The sequence below is a fragment of the Enterobacter cloacae complex sp. IR5459 genome, assembly GCF_049238005.1.
GTDB classification, from domain to species: domain Bacteria; phylum Pseudomonadota; class Gammaproteobacteria; order Enterobacterales; family Enterobacteriaceae; genus Enterobacter; species Enterobacter hormaechei_C.
In genome coordinates this window covers 477,769-492,975 of record NZ_JBMKIG010000003.1, presented here as the reverse complement: position 1 = coordinate 492,975, position 15,207 = coordinate 477,769, and the positions used below count along the sequence as shown (strand labels likewise).

The following is a 15,207-nucleotide window of genomic DNA, read 5'->3' as shown; positions in this document are numbered from 1 at the left end:
ATATCGAAATGCCAACAGTACCAACAGTCAGCGGGCGCCAGGTTGAAAGCCGCGGATTCCAGTCTCCAGGATTTCAGGCGTTCGAACAGCCGAATGTCGGCGACGTCATTTCTCAGGTCGCGCCAAAGGCGATCGACATGTTCGCGCAGGCCAAGCAGCGGGCAGATGTCGCCCAGGCGCAGGATGCATCGCTGCAACTGAGTCAGGTATCGAGTGATCTGCTGACGAACCCCGATACCGGTCTGCTGAATCTTCAGGGGAAAAACGCGCTCGGCAAGGGGCAGGAGTACACTCAGCAGTTTGATTCTCAGGCAGAGCAGATCGCCATGACCCTGCCTGAAGGGGCCCGCGCTGGTTTCATGCAGCAGGTGCAGCAGCAGCGTATCCAGTTCACGACGCAGGCCGGGCGCCACGAGATCAGCCAACTTAACGCCTATGAAGAAGGACAGTTCCAGGCGACGCTGGAGAACAACGGGAAACTGGCAGCATCTGCGTACGGCGATAACGCCAACTACGTGCTGTACAACCAGCAGACTTTTCAGCAGATCGAAGCGTATGGCGCCGCGCATGGCTGGAGCGCCGAGCAGATTCAGGCGAAAAAGACAGAATTCAAAGAGAAGGTTGCTGATACGGCTCTTTCTCAGTGGTCTGCTAACAACTCTATCGAGTTCATCCAGAGCAATGGCGAGCTGAGCGACACGGCTGTTGGATCACGTCGTGCGGTATCTGAAGGCGGTTCAGGCGATAGCGCTCGCGGGATTCGTAATAACAACCCCGGAAACCTCGAATACAGCAAAACAAATCCATGGGTTGGACAGACCGGTGATGATGGTCGATTTGCTAAATTCGAAACTCCGGAGCATGGCATTCGCGCGCTGGGCCGCAACCTGCTGTCTTATCAGCGCCAGGGTATCGATACCGTCAGTGACATCATCAACCGCTGGGCACCGCCGTCTGACAATAACAACACCGATGCTTACATTCAGGCAGTATGTGCTCAGCTAGGCGTAACTGCGGATCAGCAGCTTGACGCATCAAACCCTGACACGCTGAAGGCCCTGTGTGCTGCAATCATCCAGCATGAGAACGGTAGCCAGCCATACAGCGACCAGCAGCTCGCCACCGGTGTCAGTGCAGCTATTGGCCTGTCACAACTTCCGACCAGCACCAAGCGATATACCGGCAATGCTGCATTCGACGCTGCATCTCCTGAAGCGCAGGCAACCTTCCTCCGTCAGGCTGACCAAATTCGCAAGCAGCAGCAGGCGGAGTATCGCACCAGTATCGACAGTCGGGTTCGCGATGCCAGCGCGGCATACATGCGCGGTGTTGATTTCCCTGATGCACCAACGCAGACCGACTTCCTGGCGGCCTATGGGGTGCGGGAAGGTAATCTCCGGTACACCGAGTTCAGGAACACGCAGATCGCCGGGCAGTACATTGGCTCGTTCCGCAACATGCCGACGAGCAGCATTCAGGCTGCGGTAGAGAGCCTGAAACCAGACACCGGTGAAACTGGCGAAGGCTACGCGTCACGCGCCGCGCTTTATGACAATGTGGTTACCGCTGCAAATCAGGTAATCAAACAGCGGCAGGCTGACCCCGTGCAGTTCTCTCTGGCTGCCGGGCAGACGAAGCCTATTGATATGTCGAACCAGAATAACTTCGGCCAGAGTATTGCGCTGCGCGCGGCGCAGGCCGCAGATCTGGCAAAAGCATACGGTACGCCGCTGACGTTCTTTTCCAAAGAAGAAGCGAATCAGATTGGTACTTTCTTCCGTGATGCGCCGGTTTCCCAGCAGTCTGCGTATCTGGACACTATCCGTCAGAGTACCGGCGGTGGGCAGGTGTATATGTCAGCACTCCAGCAGATCAGCGCCAATGCGCCATCGGCAGCGGTTGCCGGAATTCTGATGGATAAACCAGGGGGCGTGGTGGCCGAGAGAAACTGGTTCAATCCTGACGTGTCAGTATCACCAGAAACAGCAGCGCAAACCATTCTCTCAGGCGCAGCAGCGCGCAAAGGATCTGATGATGCGAAAGGTATACCGATGCCGAAGGATACCGATCTGCGCCTCGAGTTCTCTGACATGGTGAAGGACGCATTTGCCGGTGACGCGCAGGGTGCATCAATGGCCTATGAGATAGCAAAGGACTATTACGCCGGGGTAATGGCGAAGAAGGGCGTGGTGTCCGGTGAAATTGACAGTGACACCTGGAAACAGGCTGTTAACGTAGCTACTGGCGGCGTGCACGATTATAACGGAATGGGCAATGTACTGTTGCCGTGGGGCATGTCATCAGAGCAATTCGATAAGCAGGTTGATCAGGCATGGAAAGCACAGGTTACTGGCGCAGGAATTAAAGCACCGCCAGGCCAGTACGGTCTGCAAAGCTATGGTGACAGCCAGTACCTGGTAAAACTCGGCACCGGTTATCTGCTGAAGGATGACGGTACGCCTGTCGTTATCGATCTCACACAGCAGCGCCAGCGCTTCTCAGGAGATATCCCGCAATGAGTTACTTCGGTCTTAACCAGGTAAACCAGAACCAGCAGCTTGACGAGGCAGCGTCAAACCCTGCTGGCTTTAACAGTGATGTCGGGTTCTTCGATAACTCGGTCGGCGCGGCGGCGTCTGGGCTGTACTCCGGCCTGGTGGCGAAACCTGACCAGTTGCTGTGGGCCGGTCTGGATAAAGTCGTTTCTCCGATCGCGCAGTTTGTTAACGAAAACACCTCGATCAATGACACTTCAGCTTCATACATTGCTGAACAGCGAAAACTTGCAGAGCAGCAGGTTAAGCGGTTGACGCCTGACGCGGCGACCACCGGCACCGCCGGGCAGGTTCTTTATGGTCTTTTCGATATGGGATCGCAGGCGGTTGTGAGTATCCTGGCCGCTGGTCCTGTCGGTGCTGCCGCTACAGTAACCAGCCTGCAAGGTTTTTCAGAGTTTGAGCGTCTGCGCGGCGAGGGTGTCGATTACAGCACTGCGCAGGACGTTGCGCTGGTGCACGGCCTTACAGCGGGAGCGGGGACAGTAATACCAATGAGTATCGGTCTTCGTGCCGGTGGAGCGCTGGCGGAAGGTGTTGGTGCTCAGTTATCCAGATCGGCTGTAGGCAATGTCGCTGGAACAGTAGCGCGTGCCGCGCCTGATATCGCATACGCCGCTGGGACTAACGTTGCTTTCGGCATGGCAATGCGCGGAAGCACAGCGTCAATACTGCGTGACAATGGCTATGAAGACATGGCGGCGCAGTACGATGTATTCGATAAGCAGGCGCTGGCGATCGATGCTGTACTGGGCCTGGCGTTCGGTGGCCTTGGCAGGTTCGTAAACTCACGAGGCGAAAATGTCCGACCACCCGATTTTATGCCTGCGGATGTCGATGCAGCGCTGGCAGCAAATGCCGCTCATCATGCCGAATTTGATATTGCTCCCGGCGTTCCGATCAATGTCCTGTCCCGTGATGCTCATGCGCAGGCGGTACAGCAGGCAATGCGCGATGTAAGCGCTGGTCGATCTGTTGATGTAGCCAGCATTGTCGAGCCTGCCGCGTTCAGTGATGTACCTGGTCGCCGCAGTCTCATTGCGCAGTCGATTGATGAAGTACTTTATCAGGCAGATGAAGGTTCAGCGGCGCGCGCCGTGGAGACCAGAGTGCTGGAAGAACAGGCCGCACAGATTCTACCCCGCAGTGATCGTCAGGTTTATCAGTCTGAAATAGCCAACAGTCAGCGTATTGTTGATAACCTCACAGAACAGCGTAACCAGATTCTCTCGGAAGAACCAAAAGGAAGCGGAAAGGCGCTGGCACAGGCACGCGCCGATAAGCAGGCCAGACTGCGGGATCTTGATCAGAGCATTACCGAGGCGCAGGGGCGTCTGGATTTTTCGCGTAATGCCCTGGCCCCGCATGAGCCTGGCGGTAAATTCTTCGAAGCCCGTGCAGAGCTCGCCCGCCGCCAGCAGGCTGAGTCCGATCTGAATGCGCAGGCGCTTTCTTTCTACCGTACCGCAGAAGTGCGCACCGCTGATGAAGCCGCGCCATTAGATCTGAATGCCGCGTTACGCGATGTTGAACATTCCACTACGTCAAGACCCACAGAAGGGCAGCAGGATATTGATGTTGTGGCCGCTGAAGAGTCTCTGAGTTCTTCACCGGACATGATGATCACCGTGCTTGACGATGAAGGTAATCCTCAGTCACGCAGTGCGCGCGAGGTTCTCGACGAAGCAGCCCGCGAAAATGAGCAGGCTATTCAGGATTCAAGCCTGTTTGACGTGGCTGTTGCATGTTTTTTAAGAGGATAAATTATGCGCCAGGAATGTATTAATGCAGTTCAGCAGGCCGCCAGCCGTCGCCTGACACAACAGGAAATTCAGAACATCGAGGATAGAATTTACCGGAACATGCGCCAACTGGCGCGTAATGATCCCGCATCCTGGCGAGTGCTGACTGACGCAGAACGCCTGCGCCGCGCCGGGCAACTCGCAGCTGATGAACTGAAGAATGAAGCTTCTTTGAAAAAACGTCGTGTCGCCTTGACCATCGCGGCCCGACAGCGCCTTGATACGTTCATTAATAATTATCAGGGAACAGACGGAAAGCTTGAAGCGCTTAACCGCACAATTGCATTTCACGCCGACGGCAAATCTAATTTTCTTTCCGTGGAATCACGCGGCAAAGCTACCCGTGACTATGCATTAAGCCAGATACAGGAAGCATTTGAGGCCGTGGATCCGCGTTTTTTTCACCTCTTTGAAGATGAAGCCAGCGTGCGCGATCTGGTTTATGAAATGCGTGGACAGGATACCGGGAACGTAAGGGCGAAAAAAGGGGCGAAAGCCTGGGCGGATGTAACCGAACTTTTGCGCCGTCGTTTCAATGATGCTGGTGGTGATATAGGCTACCTGGAAAACTGGGGCGTTCCGCAACATCACTCTATGGATAAGGTCGGGAGAGTATCGCGTGATAAATGGGTCAGCGATGTTATCGGAAAGCTCGACCGTAAATATTACATCCGTGAAGACGGTCAACTGATGAGTGATGCCGAGTTGACAACCTTCCTCGGCGAGGCTTACAACACGATTGCCACCGGCGGGCTGAATAAACTCAGCGACAGCGGCATGCGTCTTTCCGGTGCCAGAGCAAACCGGGGCAATGCCTCCCGTCAGATCCATTTCAAAGACGCCGATTCTTACATGGAGTATCAGCGTGACTATGGAGATCGCTCACTGTGGGAGGTCATGGTAGGGCATCTGGAAAGCATCAGCAAAGACATAGCCTTGGTGGAAACCTACGGACCAAACCCTGATCACGTATTCCGCTCTATTCTCGACGAGGTTACCGCAGAACAGGCCACTGCCAATCCACAGCGCACCGGCAGGGTAAAGCGCCTCGCCAACAGCACAGAGAATCTTTATAACTTCATCTCTGGTAAAACACAGCCCATAGCTAATCCGCATATTGCCCGGTGGTCTGACAATATGCGTAACTGGATGGTCGCCAGCCGTCTTGGTTCTGCGCTGCTCGCGTCATTCTCTGATCTCGGGACAATGTACCTTTCGGCAAAGGTAGCGAATCTACCGATGAACAAGCTGTTTATGAACCAAATTGAAGCGATGAACCCGGCGAACAGAACGGAACTGGCACGGGCGCGCCGGGCTGGCCTGGCAATGGAATCACTTCTCGGCAGTGTTAACCGCTGGGCGATGGACAACATGGGACCGTCTATATCACGCTGGGCAGCGACGGCGGTGATGCGCGCCAGTGGCCTGACTGCGTGGACTGATGCGCATAAGCGAGCCTATGGCGTTACGATGATGGGTAGCCTGGGAGAAGTGGTAAGCCGGACTCCAGATCTGCGTAGCCTTGATGACAATGATTTCCGCATCCTAAAAAGTAAGGGCATTACTGATCAGGACTTCAGTGTGTGGAAGCTTGCGCAACAGGAAGACTGGGGAAATGGTAATACAACCATGCTCACGCCAGAAAGTATCATGCGCATCCCCGACGCTGCATTACAGCATATTGGACCGCCGGAACGCGTCAGGTTTGAGGCAATGCGTCGGCTGCTTGGCGCGGTATCTGAAGAAGTTGATATGGCTGTCATTACTCCCGGCGCGCGAGAACAGGTTCTTACCGGTGGTGGCCTGCAACGCGGAACGTGGAAGGGTGAACTTACGCGAAGCGTTTTCCTGTTTAAGTCCTTTCCGATCTCAGTGGTAATGCGCCACTGGACACGCGCAATGGGTATGCCGTCCGCAGGCGGACGCGCCGCTTACATCGCTACATTCCTCGCCAGCACCACGATTCTTGGTGCGCTTTCTCAGCAACTTAACGATCTGGCATCCGGACGTAATGCTCGCGACATGACCGGTAAAGATGCTGGTAAATTCTGGCTTGGCGCTCTGCTGAAAGGTGGCGGCCTTGGCCTTTATGGTGATTTTCTGCTGTCAGACCATACCCGTTACGGCGGTGGGGCACTGGCTTCAATGCTCGGGCCGGTGGCCGGGCTGGTAGATGATGTGGTTAAGCTGGGGCAGGGGATCCCGCTCAATGCTGTAGAGGGTAAGCCGGAGCAGACAGGAGGCGATCTTGTTAAGTTGGGCAAAGGGCTGATACCCGGTGCTAATCTCTGGTATGCAAAAGCGGCGCTTGACCATATGATATTTAACCAGATGCAGGAATACTTCTCTCCTGGCTATCTCCGTAAGGTAGAGCAGAGATCGAAGAAGAACTTCAACCAGACTTACTGGTGGCGTCCTCAGGACGTTACGCCACAATAATACTGGGCAAGATAATGTATCAGATCATCTTTATAGTATTGATATGCGCTGCTTTTCTAGTCTACTCATATATGTTTGATAAAAAAGGTTTTGATTTAGAACCGCAACTGCGTGTGGCTTGTTGGTTTGGATTGATAGTATTCAGTATTGTATTAATAGGCAGGTTGTTGTGATTTATAAGTAATTCAAAAAAGCCCGCTTAGCGGGCTTTAATTCATTACTTACCGCCAGGCCTTGAGTCGGCAGAACGACCACCGCAGCGGGATCCATCTGAAGCAGTATCATCAGAATGCTGGCAATTTCCGGCGTATGCCTGTGTTGCTGCACCAAGTGACAAGAGAACTAATAAAACTGCAAAGATTTTTTTCATTATGAGCATATCCATGTGTAGGCCACAGATCGTGGCAAATACATTTTATACCCCAAAAGTAAATTCTATCTGGTTTGTTTTCGTAATTGTTCTGCACAGTAATCAAGATGCATTTGCAGATCCTTCATGGACATCTGCGAGCTGGTGACATAGTTAACCAGGGCAGTCAGCTCTGCCATCGGGCCATCAACATTAAAGCCATCCTCACCCAACTGGCGCAGCAACGTCATCAGGTGTGAATCTTCAACAAGGGAGCGGACGCCTCCCGGCGTGTGTATTCGTTCGGCAAATCCTTTTTCCAGCGGGTGATGATACTGACGTTGCATCTGATAATCTCCATGCATTCACTGTATATATGTACAGTAGCAAATGTTCGAAATACTATCCAGCACGAATTGCCATTTACCTAAAAGGTAATAACTTTCCTGATTGTTATTCATTCAATTCATATAAGGTTTGCTAGGTAATAAACTGTCCTGATGATGCACGCGCGCCGGGCGCTGCTTAACTGGAGACAGGCCATGACGGTATCAACCGTAGTTGACCATAACGATTACACGGGGAACGGCGTTACGACATCCTTCCCGTACACGTTCCGCATATTCAAAAAAACAGATCTTGCTGTATCAGTTGTAGATCTCAACGAAAACATCACAGTCCTGGTTCTGGATACTGACTATACGGTTACGAACGCAGGAGGATACAGCGGCGGTAATGTGGTTCTCACCACTCCGTTGACAAATGGCTGGAAGATTTCCATTGCCAGAGAACTGGAGCCGACGCAGGAAACCGACCTGCGCAACCAGGGCAAGTTCTTCGCTGAGGTGCATGAAGATGCCTTTGACAAGCTGACTATGCTGATCCAGCAGGCATACAGTTTGTTCCGCCTGGCTCTTCGCAAGCCATCGAGCATCGCGAACTGGTACGACGCACTGAACAACTACATTCGAAATTTACGCGATCCGAGAGACCCGCAAGATGCGGCCACCAAAAACTATGTTGATACGCTGGCAAACAACAATCTAAATCGCACGTTACGCGTTCCTGAGGCAATACCTACATTGCCAGATGCAGCTGCAAGGGCTAATAAAATTGTCGCCTTTGATAGTGCAGGCAATCCATTCCCTGTTCTTCCACCATCAGGATCAGCATCAGACGTTCTTATTGAGCTGGCGAAGCCAACAGGCTCATCAAAGATTGGTTACGGCGATCGCACTGTAGAAGATAAACTTAATGAGCGTAAAAGTCCTTTCGATTTTGAAGCAATAGGCAATGGTGAAGATGATGACACATTAGCACTTCAAAAATTTATAGACGAAACTGATGGTGATCTTGATCTTGCTGGTGGCACATTTCTAATAAGTAAGAATTATGCCCTAGCTATTCAATATCCAAATGAAGCCGACTTTTCTGACGGTACTTATAACTATAGCCCATGCCTTGCATTGGTTGGAAAGAAGGGTATCAAAATTCACAATGGAACATTGCTGGTTAAGACGCATGGCCTTGATGCGTTAAGCCTCATAGCCTGTGAGCATGTTACTGTTGATTTAACTATCAAGGGTCCGGGAATCTTCCCTGCAATTGATACCACAACTGGGTATGCAGAGAAAGGAGAAGCCAGATTCGGGTACGATTCTGCTCTAGTTCTTGCACCAAATAATGCCCTTGATACCAGCGCATATACTGGCGGAGCATACGCTGGTGTTACAGGTCAATTCCCTAAATACAATGCAGACGGCAGCCAAGCTTCAGGTTGGCAGAACACGTGGGGCAAGTTCCTTGGCGGCAACATCGGTAGCTGGGCTTGCGGTGTGAAGGTTCAACGTGCATGCCGTGGTATTCTTATCAATGACTGTGACATCTCTGGGTTTAACTTTGGTGCGGTAGGTATTGGCATCCGTAACACAGCAGCAGCCTATGGTGCAAGTGATTACACCACAGATGCAGATGTACCTGATGGCGTGATGGTTATTAATACACGTATTCGCAAGTGCTACAGTGCAGGCATCTACGTCCTCTCTGGATATCGCCTGAACTACATGGCGAATAACATCGAAGACATCGGTCACCCTGATGGGGATGATGTACTGAACGCAAGTTACGACCCAGGCTACGGTATCACACATGGTCGAAACCGAAGAATCCGTAATGTAACAATTACTGAGAATATGATTCGTAACTGCCGCCGCAAGTGTATTGACTTCCATGGTGGAGGCCAGGCTATCATCGCAAACAACCATTGCCTTGAGCATGGGGTTGTAGGTATCTACGCTAAGTGTGGACCAGGTTGGGCACCCAACTATGAACCATATAACCTGATTGTCGCTGATAACTATGTCCGTTCCCGTGATGTACCTGCCAGTGAAACTACAGGCCTACTGATCGGTGCTAAGTATACACGATGCATTGATGTTGGTGGTGGTGGCGAAGCCACGCAAGCCACATACCCAGACCCTTTTGTCAAGATACACAATAACTACTGTGAACTCCGTGCATACGATGGGGTAGCAATAAGCACAGGTGCTGGTGACGACAACTACGCCGTTTTCCAGGATATTGATATCAGCCACAATAGTGTTGTCATGAAGTGCAACACAGTCAACAATACGACTGAGGGCATAGCTGTGAATGCTGGAGCGGGGACTAACAAAGTTTACAGAGGTCAGCGCATACGTTTGGTGGGAAACAGCGTTAAGCAACTGAACAACCTGTCGCTTAACTATCGTGTAATTGGATATAAAATTTCTGGAATTCCCAAATCAATCATCGCTCATGGAAATATTGTGGATTTAAACACATTAAACCAGGCAGGGTTGCTATCATCGTTTGTTTTGGATGGAAGGACATATATATCATTTTCTGGAAACCAGGCATTAAGCATTGGTTCTCGTAGCACAATGTCAGCCTCAGACATAATTTTCTACGACAATACAAGAATCTCTATTCCAGCAGGATCGGCGTCAACTTCAATTCCAGCCAGCTTATTTAGAGGGGTTTGGCAGGCAACCATTGCAGGATCTGGAGATGCATTTGGAGCAAGGCAGGTACAACTAGCTAACACAGGCACTACTGGCACATCGACAGATGTTGTGAGGTCATCTACGACAGGTGTTATCGCTAACATTGCGGTCGGATCGTCTGGTGTTGTTATTCCAGCGGTAACAAATCAAACAGATGTAACCATCAGTCTTAAACCTCTGGTTCAATATGACTCAGTGCTATAAAAAATAACGCCCCTCCAAGGGGCGTTATTTTACATTCTATTTATATATATTCTGTATCCATCTTTGTATTTAATCAATTTAATAAGGCTATTGTTTTTTATAATCTCTCCATCTCCTTTAAACCTTTCATCTTTTGGTATAGGTGATGATATGCCATACTGTTTCATAAGGCTATACTTGAACCTGTAATTTGCAAAGGCAGAGCCTACAAGATATTGCGATACCGGAATAGCATCGTATATTCTCTTGACAGAATCTGGATAAGAAGGGAAGCCAGAAATTACTATCTTATCACCTGTTTTATAACCACATTCAATTAGGTTGTAGGCAATATTCTGAGCGACCACTCTGTCTATACGCTGATAGATTTTGAAAGCATTCGATACTCCATATGCTTGGCTAAAATTGAATGTAATAATTACCACAATCAATGATTTTGACAAAGCACCTAATTTACTCATCATTTCTGCACCCTTTAATAGTGCACAAAATGATAATCCAGCGGCTATCATCACTCTAGGCTCTACTATAGGGCTTTTCAAAACCAGATAAGGAGCAAATCCGAGAACTATTATTGCTACAAATACAAGCACTGAAAATGCAGTTGTTTTATTTCTTTCTATTGATGAAATTACCAACATAACAATTATCAATGTTAACAAAATAATACCAGGGGCAAATGCAGTAACCTTATAAAGCATATTTATAAACAATGAGAAGTTATTTACAAATGTCTTTAATCCATCAACTGAAAGTGGGATTAACTCAGAGTGAGTGTCCGTGTATCCGGATGTATAGGAATCTCCATCAAAGAACACCAGCATCATTACTTTATAAAGCAAGAACGAAAAGAAAAGAGATGAAAATACCTTTAAGATTAAGTTAATAACATCATTTTTATTTTCATTGCAGCACCTCATAAAGCACATTAATGCAAGATAAGATAAAACGAATGGTATAGATGCCTGGTATATTGATATTGAAATAAACCCAATCGCCACCGAACTAATCCAGCAGACAATACTTCTCTCTGCGCTCATCCTTGCCTGTAAAATAGCCCCGAGACAGGACAATGACATTATTAAAGAGTCAAACCTGAAATAAATATTACCAATGAATAAAGTTGAAGTCAGTGGTAATAACATGCATGCTGCTTTAGCAATTGGGGATTTAAGGCTTAGTTCAGCAGAGATAAGATACCCGCAAAAGATCATCACAAAAGCGCATAATATAATGGTAAGCGGGAAAACATCATATAAAACACCATCCCCAAAGAAATTTAAACCTCCGCCAAACATGCTAATCGCAGCCATTATGACAGAGGAAAGAGGCCTCCCGTTACCCTCCCAAGCAGTAACTCCGGTATCAGTCCTAAGCCAATCATCTACAACATAGTTGTTATTAATGATAAATGGCAATATATATACAAATGATAGAGCCAGCGATATTAAAAATATAGACTTATCATTTTTAAGATTTCTTATCATTTTCTTCCCTTCAGCACGTAACGAGGTCTATTCTTCACTTCCACGTAAATCCTTCCGATATACTCGCCAAGGACTCCAATTCCTATCAACTGAATTCCTCCCAAAAAAAGTATTGAAACAAGCAGGGAAGGATATCCGCGAACAGCATTACCAAAAATGATGGTATCCAAAATCATCCATGCGCCATACAAAAACGCAGCACCGGCAACGAACAGGCCGATGTATGTCCACATGCGAAGCGGGAAAGTAGAGAAGCTGGTAATCCCCTCCAGGGCAAGGTTCCACAGTTTCCATCCATTAAATTTCGTGCTGCCAGCAACCCGTTCTGCGCGAGCATATTCGACAACATCAGTACGTCCACCGACCCAGCTAAGAACACCCTTCATGAACAAATTGCGTTCTGGCATGAGCTTAATGTTCTCTACGACTTCGCGAGACATCAAGCGGAAATCTCCAACATTTTCTTCGATCTTTGGATTGCTGATTTTGTTGTGCAGCTTATAGAACCACTCAGCGGTCATGCGCTTCAGTCGTCCATCTGTAGAGCGATCAGAGCGTTTAGCCAGAACCATATCAGCGCCAGCCTGCCACTTCTCAATCAGGTGAGGAATAACTTCGATGGGGTCTTGAAGGTCGACGTCAATCGGGATAATCGCTTCTCCGGTGGCACGATCAAGCCCGGCGAATAGAGCTGGCTCTTTTCCAAAGTTGCGAGTGAACGACAGCGGCACCACAAGCGGATCTGAAACAGCAAGCGCGTTTATAATTGATTCTGTCGCGTCTTTGCTGCCGTCATTTATGAATACTATCTCGACCTCATGCTGCTGAAGCCCTTCAAATTCCCGAACCGTTTTATAAAAAATCGGTATTGCGTCTTCTTCGTTGAAGACGGGAACGACCAGAGAAATTTTCATTTCGCATCCCTAAAGACAATGAACTTTGAATAGATAAAACCGCACACCAGGCTGATGGCGGAGAAAAGAATAAGGGTCACGATCGGAGCCATTCCGGACCTATCAGCAGCCCAACCAACAGCAGCGCTCAGCGAGCCCATAAATCCAACGTAAAGCATGTAGCGCATGGTTGTGGTGGAAGACTTGAACGTGAATCTGGCATTTGCAAAGAAGCTGAATGACACTGCCACGACGAACCCAGCGAAGTTACCAAGTGCCTGCCCTGTGTGAAATGCATAAATGCAAATAGCGAACACAACCCAGTGAATGAGCGTGTTAATGACGCCAATCGATGTGTACTTTGCGAATAACTTAAGCACTTTTACGCCCGAAAAATATAAAACCTTACTTTATCACCTTTTGGGTAATTTCGTTAAGAGTTGTCTGAGGTTTTTTAAACCACATATGGTTTATTGTGTATGATGAACTCACCAACTAAGGGGGTTCTTTATGCACATTAAACGGTGGTCGCTATGTCGCACTCGTTAACCACGGAATCGCTGAATCAGGGGCTTAGCCTGAGCGCGCTAATGTCTGTGGTCGCGGGTGTGCCGCCGGAGGTGGCTTTAGGGGCGCTCGCTGGTGCGGTAATTTTTGTTACCTCAGCGGTGGAGTATCCCATAAAGCGGCGGTTACTTCTGGCGTTCCTCAGCTTCTTCTGCGGCCTTCTATTCTACAAAGCGACAGCATCCATTCTTATCGGTATTGCCAGCATGATCCCCACGATTACACAGGACTCTTTCGAGAAGGGAATCGTGTTTTCTGCCGGGGCGTTCGTGTCAGCAATCGTCGCTGTTCGCATTGGCATCTGGCTGTATCACCGTTCTGAAAATCCGCGCGACCTGATCCCGGGGAGAAAAGACGATGACCAGTCCTGAACTGCTTCTCATCCTGAACGCCGCCATCTGCGGCGGCATTGCAATCCGAGTCCTGCTATTCCGCCGTGACGGGTCACGCCATCGCTGGTGGGGAGGATGGCTCGCCTACCTGCTGATCGTCGTGGCTGCCAGCGTACCCATCCGGACGTTCTACGGGTACTACGTCAGCGCCGACTGGTCAGAAGTCATCATCAAAGCTGTGTTCCTGGCTGCGCTCATCAAGACAAAAGGGAACGTGGTGCAAATTTTCAAGATAACGAGGTCCCAGCATGGACATTAATCAATTTCGCCGCGCTGCCGGCATTAACGAGCAACTGGCCGCGCGCTGGTTCCCGCATATCACCGCGGCCATGAAAGAGTTTTGCATTGAGCAACCGCTGCATCAGGCTATGTTTATCGCGCAGGTGGGGCATGAGTCTGGTGGCTTCACCCGGCTGCAGGAGAACTTCAACTACAGCGTAACCGGGCTGGCTGGATTCGTCCGGAGCGGGCGACTCACGCAGGGCCAGGCCAACGCGCTGGGCCGCCGTGCTGGTGAGCCATCGTTACCGCTCGAAAGACAGCGTGCGATCGCCAATCTGGTGTACAGCAAGCGCATGGGGAATAACGGGCCTACCGACGGCTGGTTTTACCGCGGGCGCGGGCTTATCCAGATCACCGGCCTGAACAACTATCGAGACTGTGGCAACGGGCTCAAAATTGAGCTGGTTAGTCAGCCCGAACTGCTGGCACAGGACGAGTATGCGGCCCGCAGCGCGGCGTGGTTCTTCGCAACCAAAGGCTGTATGAAGTACACCGGAGACCTGGTGCGCGTCACGCAGATCATCAATGGCGGCCAGAACGGTATCGACGACCGGCGCGCACGGTACATCACCGCCAGTAAGGTGCTGGCGGTATGATCTGGGCATTCGTTAAAGCGTACTGGAAACAGTTGCTTATCGTGTTGATGCTTGCTGCTCTGGTGATCGGTTGCAGGGTCGCCTGGAATGCTCACGGTGACCGGCAGTACTCCGCCGGGTATGCGCAGGCACAGGCAGATCAGAAACAGGTCGACGCAAAATTGCGTTCGTTGAAAGAACAGGAGAAAGCGACCAATGAACGAGAAGCGCAGCAGAGGATTGACCAGGCGCGCAATGATGCTCTTGATGCTTCCGCTCGCGCTGGCCGGTTGCAGCAACAGCTCGTTGCCATCCGTGAGCAGCTCAGGCAGTATAACGCCACTGTCGGCGCTGGGACGTCAGCCGCAGACACCGGAGTTTTGCTTGCCGACGTGCTCAGCAAATCTCTCGAGCGAAACCGACAACTGGCAGAGTACGCTGACCGGGCCGCCGAAGCCGGACGAGTCTGTGAAAAGCAGTACGATTCACTGACACGGTGACATGGCATTTTTCATGGTACTGATTTCCGGTGACGGTATATAAAACGGTACGGTGAAAATAAGTCTCAAGAAACTTATTGTCAGTCAATTAGTTATGCATGCCGTAAATAATTGAGTG

General features: G+C 50.2%; 12 protein-coding genes. 8 read left to right on the top strand and 4 right to left on the bottom strand.

The annotated features are described in order from the left end of the window. Positions 1 to 8 precede the first annotated feature (8 nt). The 3 genes from ACOTX4_RS08745 to ACOTX4_RS08735 are packed head-to-tail and all read left to right on the top strand — an operon-like array spanning position 9 to position 6,796. Complete coding sequence (locus tag ACOTX4_RS08745; protein WP_058663746.1) at positions 9 to 2,519, top strand: hypothetical protein; 2,511 nt, start codon at positions 9 to 11, stop codon at positions 2,517 to 2,519. Continuing rightward, positions 2,516 to 4,318 (top strand): hypothetical protein, encoded by a 1,803-nt coding sequence (locus tag ACOTX4_RS08740; protein WP_040117942.1) that lies wholly within the window; start codon positions 2,516 to 2,518, stop codon positions 4,316 to 4,318. Before ACOTX4_RS08745 ends, ACOTX4_RS08740 begins: the two co-directional genes overlap by 4 nt. Before the next feature lie 3 nt (positions 4,319 to 4,321). Further along, the gene (locus ACOTX4_RS08735; protein ID WP_040117941.1) at positions 4,322 to 6,796 is read left to right on the top strand and encodes a phage protein; all 2,475 of its coding nucleotides are present in this window, start codon (positions 4,322 to 4,324) and stop codon (positions 6,794 to 6,796) included. 435 nt (positions 6,797 to 7,231) lie between these two features. On the opposite strand, the gene ACOTX4_RS08730 is transcribed toward ACOTX4_RS08735, so the two are convergent. Continuing rightward, a complete protein-coding gene (locus ACOTX4_RS08730) occupies positions 7,232 to 7,492 on the bottom strand; it encodes a hypothetical protein (protein WP_040117940.1) in 261 nt (86 codons plus the stop codon). Between the two features lie 195 nt (positions 7,493 to 7,687). On the opposite strand from ACOTX4_RS08730, the gene ACOTX4_RS08725 reads away from it, so the two are divergent. Next, positions 7,688 to 10,393, top strand: coding sequence for a right-handed parallel beta-helix repeat-containing protein (locus ACOTX4_RS08725; RefSeq protein ID WP_219822510.1), 2,706 nt, complete (start codon positions 7,688 to 7,690; stop codon positions 10,391 to 10,393). A 29-nt stretch (positions 10,394 to 10,422) separates the two neighbouring features. On the opposite strand, the gene ACOTX4_RS08720 is transcribed toward ACOTX4_RS08725, so the two are convergent. The 3 genes from ACOTX4_RS08720 to ACOTX4_RS08710 are packed head-to-tail and all read right to left on the bottom strand — an operon-like array spanning position 10,423 to position 13,153. Next, on the bottom strand, positions 10,423 to 11,880 hold the full coding sequence (locus ACOTX4_RS08720) for a glucosyltransferase domain-containing protein (protein WP_047052268.1): 1,458 nt from the start codon (positions 11,878 to 11,880) through the stop codon (positions 10,423 to 10,425). After that, complete coding sequence (locus ACOTX4_RS08715) at positions 11,877 to 12,794, bottom strand: glycosyltransferase family 2 protein (protein ID WP_129329156.1); 918 nt, start codon at positions 12,792 to 12,794, stop codon at positions 11,877 to 11,879. Before ACOTX4_RS08715 ends, ACOTX4_RS08720 begins: the two co-directional genes overlap by 4 nt. Beyond that, complete coding sequence (locus tag ACOTX4_RS08710; RefSeq protein WP_047052272.1) at positions 12,791 to 13,153, bottom strand: GtrA family protein; 363 nt, start codon at positions 13,151 to 13,153, stop codon at positions 12,791 to 12,793. The genes ACOTX4_RS08715 and ACOTX4_RS08710 overlap by 4 nt, the downstream gene beginning before the upstream one ends. A gap of 153 nt (positions 13,154 to 13,306) precedes the next feature. Between ACOTX4_RS08710 and ACOTX4_RS08705 the strand changes: the two genes are divergently transcribed. Genes ACOTX4_RS08705 through ACOTX4_RS08690 form a run of 4 tightly spaced genes read left to right on the top strand, consistent with a single transcriptional unit; the run spans position 13,307 to position 15,089 of the window. Further along, entirely contained in the window at positions 13,307 to 13,711 is a 405-nt protein-coding gene (locus ACOTX4_RS08705) for a putative holin (RefSeq protein ID WP_032634965.1), read from the top strand. After that, positions 13,698 to 13,991 carry a phage holin family protein gene (locus tag ACOTX4_RS08700; RefSeq protein ID WP_024203029.1) on the top strand — a complete coding sequence of 98 codons (294 nt, stop codon included), beginning with the start codon at positions 13,698 to 13,700 and terminating at the stop codon, positions 13,989 to 13,991. Before ACOTX4_RS08705 ends, ACOTX4_RS08700 begins: the two co-directional genes overlap by 14 nt. Beyond that, positions 13,981 to 14,610: a glycoside hydrolase family 19 protein gene (locus tag ACOTX4_RS08695; RefSeq protein WP_343459287.1), complete on the top strand. Its 630-nt coding sequence runs from the start codon at positions 13,981 to 13,983 to the stop codon at positions 14,608 to 14,610. Before ACOTX4_RS08700 ends, ACOTX4_RS08695 begins: the two co-directional genes overlap by 11 nt. Then, positions 14,607 to 15,089 carry a DUF2514 domain-containing protein gene (locus ACOTX4_RS08690; RefSeq protein ID WP_343459286.1) on the top strand — a complete coding sequence of 161 codons (483 nt, stop codon included), beginning with the start codon at positions 14,607 to 14,609 and terminating at the stop codon, positions 15,087 to 15,089. Before ACOTX4_RS08695 ends, ACOTX4_RS08690 begins: the two co-directional genes overlap by 4 nt. Positions 15,090 to 15,207: the final 118 nt, after the last annotated feature.

Excerpts from the sequence above, each read along its gene's own strand:
- ACOTX4_RS08745 (WP_058663746.1), top strand. The coding sequence starts at position 9 with ATGCCAACAGTACCAACAGTCAGCGGGCGCCAGGTTGAAAGCCGCGGA.
- ACOTX4_RS08740 (WP_040117942.1), top strand. The coding sequence starts at position 2,516 with ATGAGTTACTTCGGTCTTAACCAGGTAAACCAGAACCAGCAGCTTGAC.
- ACOTX4_RS08735 (WP_040117941.1), top strand. The coding sequence starts at position 4,322 with ATGCGCCAGGAATGTATTAATGCAGTTCAGCAGGCCGCCAGCCGTCGC.
- ACOTX4_RS08730 (WP_040117940.1), bottom strand. The coding sequence starts at position 7,492 with ATGCAACGTCAGTATCATCACCCGCTGGAAAAAGGATTTGCCGAACGA.
- ACOTX4_RS08725 (WP_219822510.1), top strand. The coding sequence starts at position 7,688 with ATGACGGTATCAACCGTAGTTGACCATAACGATTACACGGGGAACGGC.
- ACOTX4_RS08720 (WP_047052268.1), bottom strand. The coding sequence starts at position 11,880 with ATGATAAGAAATCTTAAAAATGATAAGTCTATATTTTTAATATCGCTG.
- ACOTX4_RS08715 (WP_129329156.1), bottom strand. The coding sequence starts at position 12,794 with ATGAAAATTTCTCTGGTCGTTCCCGTCTTCAACGAAGAAGACGCAATA.
- ACOTX4_RS08705 (WP_032634965.1), top strand. The coding sequence starts at position 13,307 with ATGTCGCACTCGTTAACCACGGAATCGCTGAATCAGGGGCTTAGCCTG.
- ACOTX4_RS08700 (WP_024203029.1), top strand. The coding sequence starts at position 13,698 with ATGACCAGTCCTGAACTGCTTCTCATCCTGAACGCCGCCATCTGCGGC.
- ACOTX4_RS08695 (WP_343459287.1), top strand. The coding sequence starts at position 13,981 with ATGGACATTAATCAATTTCGCCGCGCTGCCGGCATTAACGAGCAACTG.
- ACOTX4_RS08690 (WP_343459286.1), top strand. The coding sequence starts at position 14,607 with ATGATCTGGGCATTCGTTAAAGCGTACTGGAAACAGTTGCTTATCGTG.